The organism is Pseudarthrobacter sp. SORGH_AS 212 (assembly GCF_030818145.1).
Lineage (GTDB): Bacteria > Actinomycetota > Actinomycetes > Actinomycetales > Micrococcaceae > Arthrobacter.
Genome location: NZ_JAUTAA010000001.1, coordinates 1,796,175 through 1,814,805 on the forward strand (window position 1 = coordinate 1,796,175; position 18,631 = coordinate 1,814,805).

At 68.2% G+C, this 18,631-nt stretch carries 19 protein-coding genes and 1 pseudogene; 9 read left to right on the forward strand and 11 right to left on the reverse strand.

What is annotated here, in order from left to right:
• Window positions 1–3: 3 nt before the first annotated feature.
• Window positions 4–771: a DUF429 domain-containing protein gene (locus QE394_RS08240; RefSeq protein WP_349034251.1), complete on the forward strand. Its 768-nt coding sequence runs from the start codon at window positions 4–6 to the stop codon at window positions 769–771.
• A 7-nt stretch (window positions 772–778) separates the two neighbouring features.
• Here the strand turns inward: QE394_RS08240 and QE394_RS08245 are convergent.
• Window positions 779–3,170 (reverse strand): annotated as a pseudogene (locus tag QE394_RS08245) (phosphoketolase family protein).
• A 263-nt stretch (window positions 3,171–3,433) separates the two neighbouring features.
• Here QE394_RS08245 and QE394_RS08250 point away from each other — a divergent pair.
• Together QE394_RS08250 and QE394_RS08255 are read left to right on the forward strand one after the other, a co-directional pair.
• Window positions 3,434–3,997: a hypothetical protein gene (locus QE394_RS08250; protein ID WP_349034252.1), complete on the forward strand. Its 564-nt coding sequence runs from the start codon at window positions 3,434–3,436 to the stop codon at window positions 3,995–3,997.
• 56 nt (window positions 3,998–4,053) lie between these two features.
• Complete coding sequence (locus QE394_RS08255) at window positions 4,054–4,653, forward strand: hypothetical protein (RefSeq protein ID WP_261620437.1); 600 nt, start codon at window positions 4,054–4,056, stop codon at window positions 4,651–4,653.
• A gap of 5 nt (window positions 4,654–4,658) precedes the next feature.
• On the opposite strand, the gene QE394_RS08260 is transcribed toward QE394_RS08255, so the two are convergent.
• The 4 genes from QE394_RS08260 to QE394_RS08275 all read right to left on the reverse strand — a co-directional run bounded on the left by QE394_RS08260 (window position 4,659) and on the right by QE394_RS08275 (window position 7,632).
• A complete protein-coding gene (locus tag QE394_RS08260) occupies window positions 4,659–5,243 on the reverse strand; it encodes a histidine phosphatase family protein (RefSeq protein WP_082497460.1) in 585 nt (194 codons plus the stop codon).
• A 96-nt stretch (window positions 5,244–5,339) separates the two neighbouring features.
• On the reverse strand, window positions 5,340–6,209 hold the full coding sequence (locus QE394_RS08265; protein ID WP_349034253.1) for an HAD family hydrolase: 870 nt from the start codon (window positions 6,207–6,209) through the stop codon (window positions 5,340–5,342).
• 259 nt (window positions 6,210–6,468) lie between these two features.
• Window positions 6,469–7,017 carry a hypothetical protein gene (locus QE394_RS08270; protein WP_349034254.1) on the reverse strand — a complete coding sequence of 183 codons (549 nt, stop codon included), beginning with the start codon at window positions 7,015–7,017 and terminating at the stop codon, window positions 6,469–6,471.
• 87 nt (window positions 7,018–7,104) lie between these two features.
• The gene (locus QE394_RS08275) at window positions 7,105–7,632 is read right to left on the reverse strand and encodes a hypothetical protein (RefSeq protein ID WP_349034255.1); all 528 of its coding nucleotides are present in this window, start codon (window positions 7,630–7,632) and stop codon (window positions 7,105–7,107) included.
• A gap of 272 nt (window positions 7,633–7,904) precedes the next feature.
• Here QE394_RS08275 and QE394_RS08280 point away from each other — a divergent pair, with 272 nt between their 5' ends.
• Window positions 7,905–8,441 (forward strand): GNAT family N-acetyltransferase, encoded by a 537-nt coding sequence (locus QE394_RS08280; protein ID WP_349034256.1) that lies wholly within the window; start codon window positions 7,905–7,907, stop codon window positions 8,439–8,441.
• Window positions 8,442–8,697: 256 nt separating this feature from the next.
• Here the strand turns inward: QE394_RS08280 and serS are convergent, their stop codons facing one another.
• Window positions 8,698–9,978 (reverse strand): serine--tRNA ligase, encoded by a 1,281-nt coding sequence (serS, locus tag QE394_RS08285; RefSeq protein ID WP_056083015.1) that lies wholly within the window; start codon window positions 9,976–9,978, stop codon window positions 8,698–8,700.
• 90 nt (window positions 9,979–10,068) lie between these two features.
• On the opposite strand from serS, the gene QE394_RS08290 reads away from it, so the two are divergent.
• Window positions 10,069–11,148, forward strand: coding sequence for a diacylglycerol kinase family protein (locus tag QE394_RS08290; protein ID WP_056083018.1), 1,080 nt, complete (start codon window positions 10,069–10,071; stop codon window positions 11,146–11,148).
• A gap of 29 nt (window positions 11,149–11,177) precedes the next feature.
• On the opposite strand, the gene QE394_RS08295 is transcribed toward QE394_RS08290, so the two are convergent.
• From QE394_RS08295 to QE394_RS08305, 3 genes are all read right to left on the reverse strand, one after another.
• On the reverse strand, window positions 11,178–11,396 hold the full coding sequence (locus tag QE394_RS08295; protein ID WP_056083021.1) for a hypothetical protein: 219 nt from the start codon (window positions 11,394–11,396) through the stop codon (window positions 11,178–11,180).
• Between the two features lie 94 nt (window positions 11,397–11,490).
• Window positions 11,491–12,471 (reverse strand): prephenate dehydratase, encoded by a 981-nt coding sequence (gene pheA / locus QE394_RS08300; RefSeq protein ID WP_349034257.1) that lies wholly within the window; start codon window positions 12,469–12,471, stop codon window positions 11,491–11,493.
• Window positions 12,471–12,797 carry a rhodanese-like domain-containing protein gene (locus QE394_RS08305; RefSeq protein ID WP_056083025.1) on the reverse strand — a complete coding sequence of 109 codons (327 nt, stop codon included), beginning with the start codon at window positions 12,795–12,797 and terminating at the stop codon, window positions 12,471–12,473. The genes pheA and QE394_RS08305 overlap by 1 nt, the downstream gene beginning before the upstream one ends.
• Window positions 12,798–12,907: 110 nt before the next feature.
• Here QE394_RS08305 and QE394_RS08310 point away from each other — a divergent pair, with 110 nt between their 5' ends.
• The 4 genes from QE394_RS08310 to QE394_RS08325 all read left to right on the forward strand — a co-directional run bounded on the left by QE394_RS08310 (window position 12,908) and on the right by QE394_RS08325 (window position 15,700).
• Window positions 12,908–14,317 carry an amidase gene (locus QE394_RS08310; protein WP_056083027.1) on the forward strand — a complete coding sequence of 470 codons (1,410 nt, stop codon included), beginning with the start codon at window positions 12,908–12,910 and terminating at the stop codon, window positions 14,315–14,317.
• A gap of 118 nt (window positions 14,318–14,435) precedes the next feature.
• Entirely contained in the window at window positions 14,436–14,666 is a 231-nt protein-coding gene (locus tag QE394_RS08315) for a hypothetical protein (protein ID WP_056083029.1), read from the forward strand.
• Window positions 14,667–14,774: 108 nt separating this feature from the next.
• On the forward strand, window positions 14,775–14,978 hold the full coding sequence (locus QE394_RS08320; protein ID WP_056083031.1) for a hypothetical protein: 204 nt from the start codon (window positions 14,775–14,777) through the stop codon (window positions 14,976–14,978).
• A gap of 281 nt (window positions 14,979–15,259) precedes the next feature.
• A complete protein-coding gene (locus QE394_RS08325; RefSeq protein WP_056083038.1) occupies window positions 15,260–15,700 on the forward strand; it encodes a DUF1049 domain-containing protein in 441 nt (146 codons plus the stop codon).
• 145 nt (window positions 15,701–15,845) lie between these two features.
• On the opposite strand, the gene QE394_RS08330 is transcribed toward QE394_RS08325, so the two are convergent.
• Both QE394_RS08330 and QE394_RS08335 read right to left on the reverse strand, forming a co-directional pair.
• The gene (locus QE394_RS08330; protein ID WP_349034258.1) at window positions 15,846–17,363 is read right to left on the reverse strand and encodes a carboxyl transferase domain-containing protein; all 1,518 of its coding nucleotides are present in this window, start codon (window positions 17,361–17,363) and stop codon (window positions 15,846–15,848) included.
• Window position 17,364: 1 nt separating this feature from the next.
• A complete protein-coding gene (locus tag QE394_RS08335) occupies window positions 17,365–18,591 on the reverse strand; it encodes a CoA transferase (protein ID WP_349034259.1) in 1,227 nt (408 codons plus the stop codon).
• Between the last annotated feature and the right edge of the window lie 40 nt (window positions 18,592–18,631).

Genomic DNA, 18,631 nt, shown 5'->3' on the forward strand with positions numbered 1-18,631 from the left:
CGGATGAGGACCCTCGGCGTGGACCTGGCGGCAGCCACCAAGAAGACGGCCGCTGCCGTCATCGAGTGGGACCTGGATTCCCGGGGCCGAGGCCGCGCCACGCTCGTGCACCTGGCCCTGGACGTGGACGACCAGACGATTGTGGACCTGTTCGGCACCAGCGACATGACCGGCGTCGACTGCCCTGTCGGCTGGCCGGACGCGCTGGTCCCGTTCCTCACCGGGCACCTGGACAACGTTGCGGCTCCGGTCCTCGAATACGACGGCATCGCCGGCCGGCGGCTCCTCGCCTACCGGGACACGGACCGTTTTTGCACCGCCCGGACAGGACTGATTCCGCTGAGCGTTTCGGCGGACAGGCTGGCCCATCCGGCCATGCGCTGCGCGGTCATCCAGGCGAAGATCGCTGCCCTGCATGGCCCCCAGTCCCGGGATGGGTCCGGCCGGCTGGCCGAGGTGTATCCGGCTGCCTCGCTCAAGATCTGGGGCTTCAACGGCCGCGGCTACAAGGGCCGCGGCACGCAGGAATCCGAACGGCTCGGTGTCCTCCTCGAAGCCCTCCGTGAGCAGGCGCCGTGGCTGGACCTGGCCGGGTACGAGGCCCGACTCGCGGCCTCGGACGACCTGTTTGACGCCGTCGTCGCCTCGCTGACCGCCCGGGCCGTGGCCCGCCGCCGTACGCTCCTCCCCGATGAGGCGCACGCGCAGGCCGCCCGCAGCGAAGGCTGGATCCACCTGCCCTCGTGCGGGCTCAGCGGCCTCCCGGACTGACGGAGAGTCAGCCGCCCAGCTTCCAGTTCCGGATGTCCTCCGGGGTCCTCGCCGTGGGTGCGGGTGTGCCCGCGGGCGCTGTCGCGGCGGTCCTGCAGCTCCTGCCGCAGGAGTGAGTACTTCTCGGCCAGGCCGGGCACCCGGTCGATGGCGTCGATGGCCAGCGTGAAGCGGTCGATCCCGTTGAGCATGGCCATGTCGAACGGGGTGGTGGTGGTTCCCTCCTCCTGGTAGCCGTGCACGTGGAGGCCCTCCTGGTTGGTGCGTTTGTAGGCCAGGCGGTGGATCAGCGCGGGGTAGCCGTGATACGCGAAAATGATGGGCTTGTCCGTGGTGAAGATGCCGTCGAAGTCCCTGCCCGGCAACCCATGCGGGTGTTCGCTCTCGTCCTGCAGGCGCATCAGGTCCACCACGTTAACCACACGGACCTTCAGCCCCGGGACCCCGTTGCGGAGCAGTTCCGCGGCGGCCACGGTCTCCACGGTGGGGACATCACCCGCGCAGGCGAGCACGACGTCGGGCTCCTCGCCGGCCACCTCGGAGCCGGCGAACGTCCAGATTCCGAGGCCACGGCGGCAGTGGTTGGCGGCATCCGCCGGCCCCAGCCAGGTGGGTGAGGGCTGCTTTCCGCTCACCACCACGTTCACGCAGTCCGTGGAAGCCAGGCAGTGCTCCATGACGGAGAGCAGGGTGTTGGCGTCCGGCGGCAGGTACACCCGGATGATCTCCGCCTTCTTGTTCACTGCATGGTCGATGAACCCCGGGTCCTGGTGCGAGAAGCCGTTGTGGTCTTGCTGCCACACGTGTGAGGACAGCAGGTAGTTAAGGGACGGCACAGGCTGGCGCCACGGCAGCCGGCGGTGCACCTTGAGCCACTTGGCGTGCTGGTTGAACATGGAATCGACAATGTGGATGAAGGCCTCGTAGCAGTTGAAGACGCCGTGCCTGCCGGTGAGGAGGTAGCCTTCCAGCCAGCCCTGGCACAGGTGCTCACTGAGGACCTCCATCACGCGGCCTGAGCGCGCGAGGTGCTCGTCGGCGTCGTCAATCCGGTACTGCCACACCTTGTCAGTGACCTCATAGACGTTCTGCAGCCGGTTCGAGGCGGTTTCGTCCGGCCCGAAGAGGCGGAAGTTCTCCATGTTCTGCGCGATCACGTCCCGCATCCACGAGCCCAGCGTGACCATGGGGCTCACACGGTCCGTTCCCGCTGCTGCAACGTCGACGGCGTGGTCCCGGTAGGCGGGCAGCTTCAGGGCGCGCCGCAGCACTCCGCCGTTGGCATGCGGGGTGGCGCTCATCCGGAAATCCCCGGTGGGGGCTGCCTCGGCGACGTCCGCACGGAGCCGCCCGTCGCCGTCGAACAGTTCTCCCGGACGGTAGGACTGCAGCCACTCCTCCAGTTGCTTGAGGTGTTCGCCGTTGGTGCGGACCTCCGACAGCGGGACCTGGTGGGCCCGCCATGTTCCTTCCACCTGCAGCCCGTCCACGGCCCGCGGACCGGTCCAGCCCTTCGGTGAGCGCAGCACGATCATGGGCCAGCGGTGTCCCGGGTGTTCCCCGGAGATATCGTCGTGGTCCGCACCGCTGCCGTTCCCGGCGTTGCGGTGTGCAGCCTGGATAGCGCGGATGTCCGCGAGGCATTGGTCCAGGACGCCGGCGAAGTCCTGGTGTGCCTGCCCGGTATTGCCCGGGTCCTGCACCGTGACGAAGTACGGTTCGTGCCCGTAGCCGCGCAGCAGCTGCTCCAGCTGTTCCTCGGGCATGCGGGCGAGCACCGTGGGATTGGCGATCTTGTAGCCGTTGAGGTGCAGGATGGGCAGCACGGCGCCGTCCGCCGTCGGGTCCAGGAAATTGTGTGAGTGCCAGCTGGCCGCCAGCGGCCCGGTTTCGGCCTCGCCGTCGCCGATCACGACGGCGGTCACCAGCTGCGGGTTGTCCAGCACCGAGCCGTAGGCGTGGGCCAGGGAGTAGCCGAGTTCGCCGCCCTCGCTGATGGACCCCGGGGTCTCCGGCGCCGCGTGGCTGGGGATGCCGCCGGGGTAGGAGAACTGGCGGAAGAGTTCCGCGAGCCCGGCTTCGTCGTTGCCCACGTGGGCGTAGATCTCCGAGTACGTTCCTTCCAGCCAGGCATTGGCCACGACGGCGGGGCCGCCATGGCCGGGACCGGCAATGAAGAGCATCTCGGCTGAGTCGCGGCGGATGACGCGGTTCAGGTGGGCGTACACGAAGTTGAGGCCGGGAGTGGTGCCCCAGTGGCCCAGCAGGCGGGACTTGGTGTCTTCCGGGGTCAGGGGCCGCCGCAGCAGCGGGTTGGAGCGCAGGTAGATCTGGCCGACGGAGAGATAGTTGGCGGCACGCCACCAGCGGTCCACGAGCTCGAGTTCCTGGCGGCCCATGATGCCCTGCGCTGCGGTTGTTTGCCTTTCGGTTGCCTGCCCTGCGTTGCCGTTTCCCTTGACTTCATTCCCAGTGCTGCCGGTCATAACCATCCTCACCTTGGGGTTTGCGCCGTGCCCGGCCGTCCCTCCATCGCAACATCTCAGCGGCGCAGGCACAACCACCAGGCACTCTCCACATGGGCAGATGTCCCCTTCGTTGCCGCTATGGGACAGGGTAGATTGAAGGTGTTTTGGACAATTCGGATAGTGGGGGAACGGACGTGACCGATGTAAACGGCACGGCAGCAACGCAGTCACGCGCGGAAGCAGCCCCGTGGAAAAGCGCCCGCCAGCGGGTCAAGACACTGCGGAACGGGACCCGGGTGGTCGATTCCACCATCTGGCGGTCCGTCAAAGCCTGGGCCGTGGATTTCGGCATCGTGGCCATCCTGGCAATCACCGCCGCCGTTCTGGTGGGTACATCCCTGACCGGGACCGCCGGCAAGGCCGCCGGCGCTGCTGCCGCCACCTGGCTCATCGCACCGTGGCTCTACGGGTTCTGCTGCGCGGGCGGCCGGTCCCTGGGGTCGCTGGCCTCGCAGACGGAAGTGGTCCGGATCAGCACGGGCGAAGCACCGGGGTTCTGGCGGGCCGGCTGGGTCATGTTCGCCCGGACCGTCCTGTTCACCGTGATGGTCCTGGTGCTGGTCCTGGGCACCGCGGACGGCTCTTCACCCTCCGGCGCCGAGCCGAAGGGACGGCACCTCACCATCGACCGGCGGTTCCCGAAGCTTCCCGCGGGGGCTCCCGAGATCCCGCCCTACGACCTGCCCGCGGCCGCTTGACCAGCCGTAATACTCCCCCTCGCGCATTTCCTACTTACCGGTAGTGTGTAGCCAGAATGTTCACGCTGACAATCAACCAGACGGACAGCCGGCGCGATGGTGACCGGGTGCCGCAGTTACTCAAGGACCTGCGGCACATTCCCGCGCGCCTGGACTTTGACCGCTCCGTCGAAGACGAAGTCCAGGGCATCGTTGACTGCCCTGAACAGGCGGTGGAAGCGGCTTTGGTCGCCCTGCGCAGCGGCCAGTGGTACGTGGGGATCGGCGTCGGGCCCATCAACGAGCCGCTGCCGAACCAGATCAAGGATGCTTCCGGCCACGGCCTGGTGTACGCACGCCGGGCGGTGGACCGGCTGCGCAACAGCAAGGAACGCGTTCCGGTGGCCGTCGAAGGGCCACTTGCGGACATTGCGCACGACGCCGAGGCGGTCCTCCGCCTGCTGGGCCACATTGTGCGGGACCGGTCGGGCGCGGAGTGGCGGGTTCTCGACCTGCTGACGCCCGGTGTCCGCGGCCAGCAAAAGGCGGTGGCCCAGGAATTGGGCATCACCACCCAGGCGGTCAGCAAAGCCGTGGCCAGGGCACAGTGGAACGAGGAACACGCGGCCAGGCCAGCAGCTGCACGGCTGCTGGCACTGATCCTTGAGGTGCGGTAGCGGCGCTACTTGGCTGTGGCCGCCATGACGGGCTCGCCATTGAAGTATTCGAGCTGCCACCCCTCGATGGCGTGGTGGTGCGCCAGGTTCAGCGCGGCGTTGTCCACGCTGGGCAGGGTTTCGCCGATGGCCCGGCTCAGGCTGACGCGAAGGAGCGTGCCGTGCGTGACCACCAGGAGCCGCTTGCCGCTGAACTCCCCGGCAAGCGCTTCCAGGGCTGCGAGGCCGCGGCTGGCTGCTTCGTCCTCGCTCTCGGCGCCCTTGAAGCCGCCCGGGATCCGCAGCGCGTCCAGTTCCGGCCCGGCCTGCATTCCCTCGGCGGGCCCGAAGCTGCGTTCCGTCAGCTCCGGAACGCGCCTGGACACCGTAAGGCCCAGCCCTTCGGCGATGAGGTCAGCTGTTTCCGCGGCACGGCTCAGCGGTGAGGAGACGATCGCATCCCATTCGTAAGGCGAAAGGACGGCGGCGGCGTCACGCGCCTGGCCCCGGCCCACATCGTTCAGCGGAATGTCGGTGGACCCCTGCAGCCGGCGCTCGGCATTCCAGTCGGTCTGGCCGTGGCGGACGAGGGCAAACGTCGTAAGGGTCATGCCTTCCATTCTGCCTTGTACGCAGCTGGGTTACGGAACCGTGCCGAGGCGGGGGAGACCGCGTGGCCGCAGCAGCGGCCTGTGGCAGCCGGAAGCCTAGAGGAGGCTGCGCAGCACGTGCGCTGCGCCGTCGTCGTACACGGAATGGGTGACCTCGTCCGCGATGGCGATGACCTCTTCCGGGGCCTGGCCCATGGCCACTCCCCGGCCGGCCCAGCCGAGCATCTCGATGTCGTTCCTGCCATCGCCCACAGCCACCGTGCGGCTCGGATCGATGCCGAGCTGGAGGCGGAGGCTTTCCAGGGCGCTGGCCTTGGTCACTCCGGCGGCGGCGATGTCCAGCCACGCCGTCCAGCCCACCGAGTACGTGACGCCGGCGAGGCCGATGTGGTCGATGGCCTCGTTGAACTCCTCGGGGGTGTTCTCAGTGCTGAACACCACCACGCGCACAGCCGTGGCCTCGAGCATGGTCTGGAAATCGACGCCGATGGCCTCGACACCAAAGCTTGCATCCTGGAACCGCTCGGTGGAGAGGAAGTTGCCGTCGGCGTCCTCGAGCGCGTACTTGGCTGAGGGGAGCCGTTCGCGGAGCGCCCGGAGCGCAGGTGCGGGATCGAAGGTGGCCTTGTGGATAATCTCGTAGCCGCCGTCGAGTTCGGGGTGCAGCCGCAGCGTCACGCCGCCGTTGCAGCACACCGCGTAGCCGCGTTCCACGCCGATCTTTTCGATGATGGGCAGCGTGGCGTTGAGGGACCGCCCGGTGGCGATCATCACCTCGTGGCCGGCTTCCACCACGGCCTGTGCGGATTCCCGGACAGCCGGGGACATGTGGCCGTCGTGGTCCACCAGGGTGCCGTCCACGTCCAGGGCCACCATCAGTTGCCGGCCGTTGAGTGCGCTGTTGTTGGGTTCCGTGTCTCGCCGGTCATCGTTGCCGGCGACTGAGGTTTCAGTCAGTGTTGTCATTGTTCCAGTGAAACAGACGCCCCCAAACGCCGCTAGGACGCGCGCCACAGGTTTGTTGAACAGCCGGTAAATACTCACAGGTTGTCCACGCTGTGAGTATTTACCCCGGCAGGTCCTACACCGCCAGCGTCAGTGTGCGGCAGCCGGGCTCGAATCCCGGGCTTGTTCGCAGATCCTGGCCTTGAGGGCTCTGACTCGCGAACAAGCCTGGGTTCGGGGCACTCCGGCTACCCCGTCAGGTCCTTGTCAGGCAGTTGCACTAAGACGATCTGGAGGGCGTCACCGCGGCCGACCGCGATGCGCCCAATCGGGGCCTGCCCGTTGCGTGAGCCACAGGTACCCCATCCCATGAAGTACTGGCGGTAATGGTCGATGGCCGGATCACGGCAGCCGTGCCTGCCGGCTGGCGGATCGGTGGACGGGGTGCGGACGCGGCGGCGGGCTCAGTGACCTTCAGCCGGTAATGGAACACCATGCCGTCCTCGTTCTCGCGGCTCCCTGAGATGCCCGCGACGGCCATCGACGGACCGGCCACGGCTTCGGCCCAGGCGTGGGCTTCGTCCCAGAAGACTTCCTGGGGCCAGCGCGGATAGTCCAGCAGCATGGCCACCGACAATGTCAGCTGCGGCGGCCCGTAGCCGGCGCAGGTGCCGAACCCCAGGATGTCCACCGACGAGCCTTCGGTGAGGAGCGAAGGGAGCCGGGGCATCGTTGTCACGGCGCTTTCGAGCCCGTCAGCGTAGACGTCCCGCTGCGCAAGGGAGCAGAGCCGGGCGCGGAAGGCGGCCAGGTCTGCTCCACAGAGCATGTTGATCCTATGGGTGAGGGTGGCGGGCACACGGTCTCCTGTGGTGGCTGGTGTTGAGGCTGTTGTCTGCGGTCCGGACAGGTGGCGTCACAGCACAGCGGCCCTGCCGGTCAAGGTCCCGGGCGCTGCTGCCATAGGTTCCGGGGTGCCTGGTTCGGGTGTGCCGGCTTTTGAAGTGACGGCTGTTGCAGTGCGCGGTAGTGGTGTGCCTCCTGCTGCCGTGCGGCGTGCAAGGCGGACCCCTTCGAGGTGGCCGAACATCCGGCGTGTGCCGGCGTCGCTCCTGATCCAGATCACGCCGGAATCAGCCGTCTTGGCGTCCACGGTTCCGTGGAATGAGAACCCGTCAGGCAGGTGGACGTCAACCAGTTGCCCTGTGTCGAAGCCGTGCCAGTCCTGGCCCTGATCAGCGGCGTCTTCGTGTCCCTGGGCTGCCCTGGCCCCGGAGGATCGGCGTGGCTTAGCGGAGGAACCCCGCCGCCGTCGCGATCCCTGCCGCGCGTTCGCATCGGCACCGGGCCACACCGCATCCTTGCGGTGTTCGTCGCCGACAGTTGCTCCGCCGGCCACCTCATTGCCTGCCGCCGTGGCCGGCGGCCCCGGGATTGTGTCCATTGGTTTCCCCCTGTTGATGCCTGTGCCACCACACAACCACCGGGGTGGGGGCATCACAACACTGGCCGCAATGCGCCGTCGTGCAAGGCAAAACATGTCCCTGTATTGCCCTACGTGACTGCCCAAGACGCCCTGTTTCCCGCTGCTGGGATGCGGCCCTGCCCCACGGATAGCCTGTCGGTTCAAGGGCCGGTCCAGCGCCGGTCTAAAGCACAGGCTGAAAGCAACGAATAACAAGGCAGGCCGGACCCCACGGCGGAAGGGCAGGAACGTTGACAGTCCCCGCACAGGCATTGGAGACCACCGTGATCCGCGCGGCCCGGGAATCTGAATACGAAGCCGTCGGTGAGCTGACCTTCCGTGGTTTCGGGCACCACCTGCCGGGAGCCCGGCAACCCGACGCCGAGCGGCTGGACCTGCTGGTGGACGCGGGTGCCCGGGCAGCTGCCGGCCACCTGCTGGTGGCCGAGGACGCCGCCACTGGCGAGCTGCTGGGCACCGTGACGGTGCTGCAGTACGGCTCGGCCCTGACGCGCCAGGCAGAGCCGGGCGAAGCGGAAGTCCGGCTGCTGGCCGTGTTGCCGGAAGCACGGCGCCGGAGACTCGGGTGGCTGCTGCTGGACCGGGCGTCGGAACTCGCCGTGGCGCAGGGCGCACAGCGGATCGTCCTGGACACCGGCGTGGACAACTATGGGTCCCAGAACCTCTACGAAAGGTACGGCTACGTGCGCCGCCCCGACCGCGAGAAGCCCCGGCCCGCACCCAAGGTCCAGCTCGCCGTCTTCACCCTGGACCTCGCAAGCAGCTGACCCCTCCCCCGGCTGCACGGCCCGCGCAGGGCGGCGTGGCCAGCGTCGGCAACCCGCCGGCAACGGCTGCCGTTTGCCCGCACAGAACAGCACCTTTGACGGACCTGGCCACCGCCGTCGTCGTCCATGCGAAGCGTTCGGAAGGACGCGCCCGCAGGAAGTCCTAAGCCTGTTCGCGGATCAGAACCGTAAAGGTTTGGTTCCGCGAACAAGCCCGGGAAAAACGCCCAGGAAACGAACCCGGGACGAGCGCCACCTACAGGACCGGAAGGACCTCAAGGCCGCCCAAGTACTTCTGGAGCGCCTTCGGCACGTTGACCGAGCCGTCGGCGTTCTGGTGGTGCTCCAGCAGCGCAACGATCCAGCGGGTGGTGGCCAGGGTGCCGTTCAGCGTGGCCACGGCACGGGTGCCCTTGGCGACGCCCTCGGCGTTGACCGCACGCTCGCGGATGTTCAGGCGGCGGGCCTGGAACGTGGTGCAGTTGGAGGTGGAGGTCAGCTCGCGGTAGGCGCCCTGGGTGGGGACCCATGCTTCGCAGTCGTACTTGCGTGCCGCGGAGTTGCCGAGGTCGCCGGCCGCGGTGTCGATGACCCGGTAGGGCAGCTCGCACTTGGCCAGCATCTCCTCTTCCCACGCCAGCAGCCGCTGGTGCTCAGCGGCGGCCTCTTCAACCGTGGTGTAGATGAACATCTCCACCTTGTTGAACTGGTGGACGCGGATGATGCCGCGGGTGTCCTTGCCGTGCGATCCGGCCTCGCGGCGGTAGCACGAGCTCTGTCCGGCGTAACGGATCGGGCCCGCGGAGAGGTCCAGGATCTCGTCGGCGTGGTAGCCGGCCAGGGCAACCTCCGAGGTGCCCACAAGGTACAGGTCGTCTTCGGCCAGGCGGTAGATTTCGGCGTCGTGCTTCACGTCGAAGCCCGTGCCCTGCATGGTCTCGGGGCGCACCAGCGTGGGCGTGATCATGGGGACGAAGCCGGCATCGATGGCCTGTTCCATGGCCATCTGCAGCAGCGCCATCTCCAGCCGGGCGCCGACGCCGCGGAGGAAGTAGAAGCGAGAACCGGAAACTTTGGCGCCGCGCTCCATGTCGATGGCGCCGATCAGCTCGCCGATCTCCAGGTGGTCCTTGGGCTCGAAGTCCGGGAATTCGCGCGGGGTGCCGACGGTCTTGACCACCACGTAGTCATCCTCGCCGCCTTCGGGAACGCCGTCTTCAACGAGGTTGGGGACGGTGCGGAGCAGTTCTTCCTGCTTGGTCTGAGCGGCGTCGGCCTCGGCGGACGCGGCCTTGACCGAGTTGGCCAGTTCCTTGACCTCGGCCAGCAGTGCCTGCTTTTCCTCGCCCTTGGCCTGCGCCACCTTCTTGCCGAACGCGTTTTGCTCGGCCCGGAGGTTTTCGAAGCGGATCAACGCGGCACGGCGGGCGGAGTCCGCGGAGATGATCGCGTCCACCACTGATTCGTCCGCGCCGCGGGCGCGCTGGCTGGCACGGAACTTGTCCGGGTTTTCGCTGAGGTCTTTTACGTCGATCACCAGACAAGGGTATCCAATACAGCGCACGACGGCGGGCGGCCGGGGCGGCTGGGGCCGGCGCGCCTTCTGCCGGGCTACTGTGGAACCACCATGAGCGACTGGATTCTCTACCTGCTGATAGCGGTGGCCCTTGCCTTTGCCATCTCCAGCTGGTGGGGCGTACGCCGGTTGAAGGCACTGCATATGCGCAGCGCCGTGGCCGGCGAAGCCTATGATCCCGGCCTGGAAAAGCAGCGGGTGGCGGTGATCATCAACCCCATCAAGGCCCGCGCGGCCGAGGCGCGGGCGGCCATCCAGCGGGCTTGCCTTTCCGCCGGCTGGGATGAGCCGGCCTTCTACGAGACCACGGCCGAGGACCCCGGTTTCACCCAAATGCAGGCGGCCCTGGCCACCAAACCCGACGTCGTCCTGGTGGGCGGCGGCGACGGCACGGTCCGGGTGGTGGCCGAGGCACTGGCGCACACGGACGTTGCCATGGGGCTGATTCCACTGGGGACTGGCAACCTGTTGGCACGGAACGTGGACGTGGACGTCGCGGACCTGCACGGCTGTGTCCAGACTGCGCTGTTCGGCCGGCAGCGCTCCATCGATACAGCGCGGATGGCCATCGAGAATTCCCGCACGGGAACCTATTCTGAGCACGTCTTCCTGGTGATTGCCGGAATCGGCATGGATGCCGAAGTCCTCGCGGATACCAATGACGGCCTCAAGAAGGCGGTGGGCTGGCTCGCCTACACCGAGTCCGGCATGCGGCACCTTCCGGGGCGGCGCAAAAAGGTGTCCATCTCCCTGGACGGCAGCCCGGAACAGGTCCGCAACATCCGCAGCGTCCTCTTCGCCAACTGCGGGCTGGTGCCCGGCGGCATCGACTTCATTCCGCAGGCCATGATCGATGACGGCATGCTCGACGTGGTTGTGATGAGCCCCCGCAGCGCCCTCGGCTGGCTGCTGATGTACGGCAAGATCATGTTCAAGCACAGCGGAAAGCTTCCCATCATGACCGTCTACCGGTCCGGCAGGATCGTCATCAAGTGCTCGGAACCGATGCCGACGCAGTTGGACGGCGACACCTCAGGCGAGGCAACCAAACTCACGGTGCAGGTGCAGCCGGGGTCTCTCCTGGTGCGGGTCCGGGGAATTGCCGGGCCCGACGGCGGGACTGGCTTGTAGCGGATCCGCCGCCGCGGGCAGGGCAAGACTCAGTGGTGCTCCGGCGCCGAGTCCTTCGCGGCTTCGGATGCGGCCTTGGTGCGTGCGCGCTCCTCGGACTGCTCGCGGATCATCGCCTGTTCTTCCTCGAAGCGGAGGCGGTCGGCGCGGTCGGCGTCGTCGCCGTCCCAGTCCTGGTTGTCGGCGGTGGGCTTTGGGTTGACGATCATCCCCTGGCCATCGTTCTCGGTGCTGCTGCCGGCTGACATGACCCGCTCCCTTCGTTAGGGGCCACTCTTCATGTGGATCAGGCCAGCATACGCACAGTGCAGAACCCGGGGAAGTACCCCGGGCGGCATTTACCTACGCTGTGGGCGAAGGCCCGGAACCGCTTTCCACCTGCAATGATTCCGTGTCCAGAATGGATTCCACCCAGCTCCGGGCAGCAGCAAAGGCAGGGTCGGAAGTGTGCGCCTGGACTTCGATGGGCTTCCGGTCAGCCCGTGGGTAGGAGCCGAGGAAGCGTGTTGCGGGACTGATTCGGTGAAGCCCGGCCAGTGCATCAGCCACCCTCGCATCGCCCACGTGTCCGTCAGCGTCGATGCTGAAGAAGTAGTGCCCCAAATACTGGCCGGTGGGCCTCGATTCGATCCGGCTCAGGTTCACGCCGCGGTTGGCGAACTGGTCCAGGATCTCCATCAGGGCGCCGGGACGGTCCTCGGGCAGCGGGACCGCCACCGTGGTCTTGTCTGAGCCCGTGCGTTCCGGAAGCTTCCCGGGACGGCTCACCAGCACGAAGCGGGTGACTGCGCCCGGGTTGTCGCCAATGTTCTCCGCCAGGACAGGAAGGCCGGGCTGCTCCTGGGCAACCAGCGGCGCGCAGATGGCGGCGTCGTAATGGCAGTCCGGCTCCAGCAGGCCCATCGCGGCAGCAGCCGTCGAGGATCCGGGAACGTATTCTGCCCCTGGAATATGCTGATCCATCCAGAGCCGGCACTGCGCCCACGCATGGCCGTGGGTGGAGATCCGCCGGACATCGCCGAGGCGCGTGCCGGGCCGGGACACCAGGACAAAGCTGATGGGCACCAGCACTTCCCGGACGATCCGCAGCTCCTGGCCGCCCGCGATCGCGTCCAGGGTGGCGGTGACTCCGCCCTCTACGGAATTCTCGATGGGCACCATGGCGGCGTCGGCGGATCCTTCCCGGACGGCATCCAGCGCAGCGTTCACGTTGGATGCCGGCACCCGGACGGAGTCGCCCGCACCCGGCACCTGCATCAGCGCCGCTTCGGTGAAGGTCCCTTCGGGGCCGAGGAACGAATAAGTGGGTACAGGACCAGGCACTAAAGCACCATCGGCTTAAGCCCGTTGTCAGAGACCAGGGGCTTTCCCGACTCCAGCCACTGGTCCATGCCTCCCGAGACATTGATCGCCGTATAACCCTGCGCGGTCAGCCACTGCGCGGCACGGAACGAGCGGCCACCGGTCCGGCAGATGACGTAGACGTCCGCGTCCGGGTCGAGCTCGTCGAGCCGGGCCGGAATCTGGTCCAGGGGGATGTGGCGGGCACCTTCAGCATGGCCCGCAACCCATTCGTAGTCTTCCCGGACGTCCAGGATGACGGCGTCATCCGGAACATCGTTGACGGGAACAGAATCGAAGTCGCTCATGGGGAATCCCTTCGTGGCAGATCGAAAGTCAGCTTCAAGCCTAGTGCTTTCACCCGGCCGGGGTACCCGGGGCCGGGCACGTTACGCTTCTGGGAGACCCAGGAGGACCAGTGCCCGAAGAGCTTCACAGCCTCACCGCCGTAGAGTTGCGGGATGTGCTGCGCTGCGGCCAGGTCTCGGCCGTGGAAGCCGCCCAACATTTCCTGGCCCGGATCGGGCAGCGCAACCCGCTGCTGGGCGCCTTCATCACCGTGACGGCGGAGCAGGCCATCGAACAGGCCCGCACGGCGGATGCCTGCCATGCCCGTTCCCGCGCCGGGGACCTGCCGCTGCTGCACGGGATGCCGCTGGCCTTCAAGGACCTGACCGACGTTGCCGGGGTGGTCACCACCCACGGCAGCGCCGCACTTGACCACAAGCCAGCACCCGCAGATGCACCCCTGGTTGCGCAGCTCAGGGCGGCCGGCGCCATCTCCCTGGGAAAGACTCAGGTGCCCGAATTCGGCCTGACGGCCTACTCCGAAAACCGCGTCGCACCGCCGTCGCGCAATCCCCATGCCCCCAGCAGGAGCTCCGGAGGCTCTTCCGGCGGCAGTGCTGCCGCCGTGGCCGCGGGGCTGGTCCCGTTCGCTCCGGGGTCTGACGGGGGCGGTTCCGTCCGGATTCCGGCGGCGGCCTGCGGCCTGGTGGGCCTGAAGCCTGGCCGCGGCGCGGTGCCCAGCGGGGAAAGCCAGGGCGATCCGGCCCGGCTGGTGGTCGCGGGACCGCTGGCCAGGACTGCCGCCGACGCCGCCCTGATGATGGACGCGCTGGTTCCGGATGCCGGCTACCTGGCCGCCCTGGAGCGGGAGCCGCAGAAGCTGCGCATTGGCGTCACGCTGGACAGCCCGTGGTCGGCAACCTTCCCCTTCACTCCTGACCAGGAAGCCCTGGACGCCCTGGCGGCGGGCGGGCGGCTCCTGGAACACGCGGGCCATACGCTCGGCGAAGCGGCCGTCCGCTACGACAACAGGTACCCCGATGCATTCACCACGGCCTGGACTGCCGGGGTAGGCAGCGCCCGCATCAGCCCGCACCGCGAAGCACTCCTCGCGCCGCTGACCCGTACCTTCCGCCGTCGGGCACAGCAGCGGAGCCCCGCCAAGCTGGCCGAGGCCCTGGCCTTCCTGCGGCAGTTCCAGCACGACACCGTGTCGCAGTTCGCCGAATGGGACCTCATGCTGATGCCTGCCCTGGCGCAGACGCCCCGGCCGGTGGGCTGGTTTACCGGGACGGGCCACGGCGGCGAGCGCTGGCCGTCGGCGCAGTGGCCGGGGGACGCCGACGGCGACTACCGGAAGCAGTGCGAATTCGCGCCCTGGTCCTCGATGGTCAACGTGTGCGGACTGCCTGCCATCAGCCTCCCGGTCCATTGGACGGGCGGGGCGCCGGGCCAGGGGTTGCCGATGGGAATCCAGCTGGTAGGGCCCATGGGGTCGGAACAGCTGCTGCTGCAGGTGGGGCACCAGCTGGGCCTGTAACGGTGCCCGTCCTGTTGATCTGCTCCTAACGCACCCTTAACCCGCACGTAACCCGGCGGGAGCAGACTGGAAAGGCGTCACGTCCATCCAGCCACCGCTCGACGGGGAGTTGCCCACTATGAACGCCGAATACCCCACCACCACGGATGCCGGCATTTCCGGGCAAGTGGACGAAACCCGGCCCGACCTGAGTAACTCCAACGTCCGCGAGGACCTGGCGCTCACCGGCCGCTGCGCCCTGGTCCATCTGCCCTCCGGCAGGACCTGCCTCCTGCCCCTCCGCCACCCGGGACCGTGCGATTTCCACGGGCCCGGGGAGGCAGCAGACGTGGTCTCCGCCAGCCACTAGCCTCCCCGTGCAGTGGCGCCGCCCGGGCCACGATCCATTCCGTCCGGGTGTCGACTCCCGGGCTTTTCGGGAGGACGATTAAAGCGCAGCCACTGAAGGAGGTCTGTGATGTGCTACGGATACAACAAGGATTTCGGGCGGAGCGACAAGAAGGACACCAGCCGCAAGCCTGAAGCCAAGCAGGAAACTCCGGTAGGAACTCCGGAACCGCGGGTCAAGGCACAGGACTACACGTTCTGGGCTTTCCCCAGTTGGCGCAGGTCGCCAACGCCCCGCACCCCCTCCGCAGAGCGGAGCGGGGAGCGGGTCTGACGCCGCAGCATCGGGACGGGCCTCCGCGGCCCGTCCCGCCCCGTTAACTGGAAAGGTGGATTCGACGGGAGGGGATGGCCGGCCCAGGGCTCGTAGACGGGCCCGGACGGCCCGGGGTGGCGCTCGACCTTGCCGGCGGATGAAGCGGTTGAGTTGACGGCAGCGGAACGCATCCACGCTGAGCGCCTCGCCGGCGCCTGAAGCGATATCTGTTGTGCTGTGGTGAATTCCGCGGCTAGGGTTGGGTCATAAGCATGCTTACCATCAGGAAGGGGACGAACATGAGCGCCGGACAGACCACGCCAGAATCCAACGGGCGGCAGGAGCCAGGGGCCGGAACGTCCTCCTCCGGCCTCCGAGGCGGTGCCGACAGCACCGCCCCCTACAGCAATGCGCCCTCATACTCCCCGGATACACCCGCGGCCGGCAGCGACACCGCGCCCACCAGCGGGCCAGCCCAGCGCCAAGTCACCCGGACCGGTGTTATCTGGGCGGCCGTGGTGGCCGCACTGGTCCTGCTGATCCTGCTGATCATCTTCATCCTGCAGAATCAGGAGCAGGCCCTGGTGAAGTTCCTGGGGCTGGAGGGCTCCGTCCCGCTGGGCATGGCCCTGTTCATCGCCAGCGTGACCGGCGGAGTCCTGGTGGCCGCGGCCGGCGGCGCCCGGATCCTGCAGCTCCGGGCCAGCGCACACCGCTCCCGGACGCGGCAACGCCGGTAAAGCAGCACCAGTAGAGCAATGCCGGCACCGCATCGCGCCGCATGTGCAGCATCCCCCGTGAGGCAACGCCGCTAAGGCAGCCGCCACCCAAGCAGCCCCGGAAACGTTGCGGCGGGCACCATTAGGTGCCCGCCGCCGTCGGGGCCTAACCTCCGAGGTTCCGGAACTTCCTTGCCCGCGAGGCCACCAGCTGGGATACCGGCACCGCGGCAACCGACGCGAGCTCGTACTCAATGGCATGCGCCATCCGTGCGCAGAATTCGCGCGGTTCGAGGGACGCGTCGTTTCGCTCATCCACAATGTGGTCCACCAGCCCGTTGGCGTACAGGGACGCCACATTGACGCCCTGAGCCTGCGCCATCGCGGGGGCGAAATCGGTGGTGCGGTGGACAATCGCACTCGCGCCCTCGGGCGGCAGCGGCGACAGCCAGCTGTGTTGCGCCGCGATGGTCCGGTCCGCCGGCAGCAGGGCCAGCGCCCCTCCCCCGGCGCCCTGGCCCAGCAGGACCGAGACCGACGGCGATTCGAGCCCGATCAGTTCGTGCAGCGAGCGGGCGATTTCCCCGGCCAGGCCGCCTTCCTCAGCTTCCTGGGAGAGGGCCGCGCCGGCGGTGTCGATAACCGTGAGCAGCGGCAGCCGCAGTTCCTCCGCCAGCTTGGCGCCGCGCCTCGCCTCGCGCAACGAGCCCGGGCCCATCCCGGCGGCGTCCTTCCGCAACGGGCGGGCGTGGCCCAGCACGATGCAGGACTGGGTGCCGAACCGGGCCAGGGCCAGCAGCAGCCCGGGGTCCTTTTCGCCCTGGCCGGTGCCGTTGAGCGGGAGGGCGTCGCTGGCACCGTATTTGAGGAGCTGGCGGAGATCGGGCCGGCGCGGCTGGCGGGAGATTCCGATGGAAGTCCAGGCGTCCACCTCGGCGGGCCGGACGGCCAGCGTGGCCGGGGCATCAGGCCAGGCAGCGGAGCCGGAAGCCCGCCGGGGCATCAGGATATCCAGCGCCCTGCCCACCAGCTCGGCGAGCTTGCCGGGTTCCACCACACCGTCGATCAGGCCCTTGCTGAACAGGTTCTCGGCCACCTGGACGTTCTCCGGGAAGGCTTCGCCGTGCAGCGCCTCGTAGACACGCGGGCCCAGGAACCCCAGGAGGGAGCCCGGCTCTGCCACGTTGATGTGCCCCAGGGACCCCCAGGAGGCCATGACGCCACCGGTGGTGGGGTGGCGCAGGTAGACCAGGTACGGGAGGCCCGCCTGCCGGTGGGCCCGGACGGCCGCGGTGATCTTGACCATGGACAGGAACGCGAGGGTTCCCTCCTGCATGCGGGTACCACCCGAGGCGGTACCGGCAAGCAGCGGCAGGCCTTCCGCCGTGGCGCGTTCCACCGCGGCCACGATCCGTTCGGCAGCGGCGTGGCCGATCGAGCCGGCCAGGAAGGAAAATTCGCTCACGATCAACGCCACGTGGCGGCCGCGGATCAGACCGGCGCCGGTCAGCACGGATTCGTCAGTGCCGCTGCGTGCCCGCGCCCTGGCGAGATCGGCAGCGTATTCTCCGGTCAGTGCCGGCTGTTGCGGTTCGGTATCCCAGGAAGTGAACGAACCGTCGTCCACCACGGCGTCCAGCAGTTCGGCGGCGCTGAGGTGGCGCACCTTTTCCGACGTCGGCATGCTATTCCGCCCTAACCTGCGCATCAGCGGCGGCGACGGGAACCAGCCCCAGCCACTCCCTGATGGATCCGCCGTCGGCGTCCAGGAGAGGCGGAGCAGCGTGGTCCGTCACGGTCGTCTCCGCGGCGTCGCCCGGGGCGAAGAACCGCAGCGGCGGACCGGGGAGGCTGACTGTGCCGAGCAGCGGATGCTCCACATCCACCACCAGGCCCTGCGAGGCCACCTGATCCCAGGCGTACACCTCGTCCAGCGAGCGGACCTTCCCTGCCGGGATCCCGGCGTCGTTCAGCTTCTCCAGCAGTTCCGCCGCGCCGTACTCCGCGAAGGCGCGTTCGACGGCGGCAATCACCTCCTGGCGGTTCCGCACCCGCTCGGCGTTGCTGGCAAAGCCGGGCGCGGCGGGGTCCAGGCCGAAGGCGGCAGCGAAGGAAGCCCACAGCTTCTCGCTGCCCACGCTGATCTGGACGCTGCCGTCCTTGCAGTTGAACAGGCCGTAGGGCGCGATGGACGGGTGGTGGTTGCCCTGCGCCTGCGGGACTTCACCGGCCACGGTGGCGCGGGTGCCCTGGAAGGCGTGGACCCCGACGAGGGAAGCAAGCAGGGAGGTGCGGACCACCTTGCCCTGGCCGGTGCGCTCACGCTCAACCAGTGCGGCCAGAACGCCGGTGGCGCCATTCATGCCTGCCAGCAGGTCGGCAATCGGCACTCCCACGCGCTGCGGATCGTCCGGACCCGACCCCGTGAGGGACATCAGCCCTGCCTCACCCTGGAGGATCTGGTCGTAGCCGCTGCGCCGGGATTCAGGCCCGTCGTGGCCGAAGCCGGTGATGGAGAGGATCACCAGCCGCGGGTTGAGCGCGTGCATGGCGGCGGTGGAGAAGCCCAGCCGGTCCATGACGCCGGGCCGGAAGTTCTCAATCACCACGTCCGCCCGCTCCAGCAGTCCGCGGAGCACTGCCTGCCCGTCGCTGCTCTTCAGGTCCAGGCTGATGGACTCCTTGTTGCGGTTGCAGGACATGAAGTAGGTGGACTGCAGGTCATCCTCGGGGCCCACGAAGGGCGGTCCCCAGCCGCGGGTGTCATCACCGGTTCCGGGGTTCTCCACCTTGATGACACGGGCACCGAGGTCGGCGAGCATCATGCCCGCGTGCGGGCCGGCCAGGGCGCGGCTCAGGTCGACGACGGTGTGCCCGGCCAGGGGGCCTTGCTGACGGTCAGCTGCATTCATGTGCTGGTTCCTTTACTGAAGTGCGTGGCGCGGAGCGCTG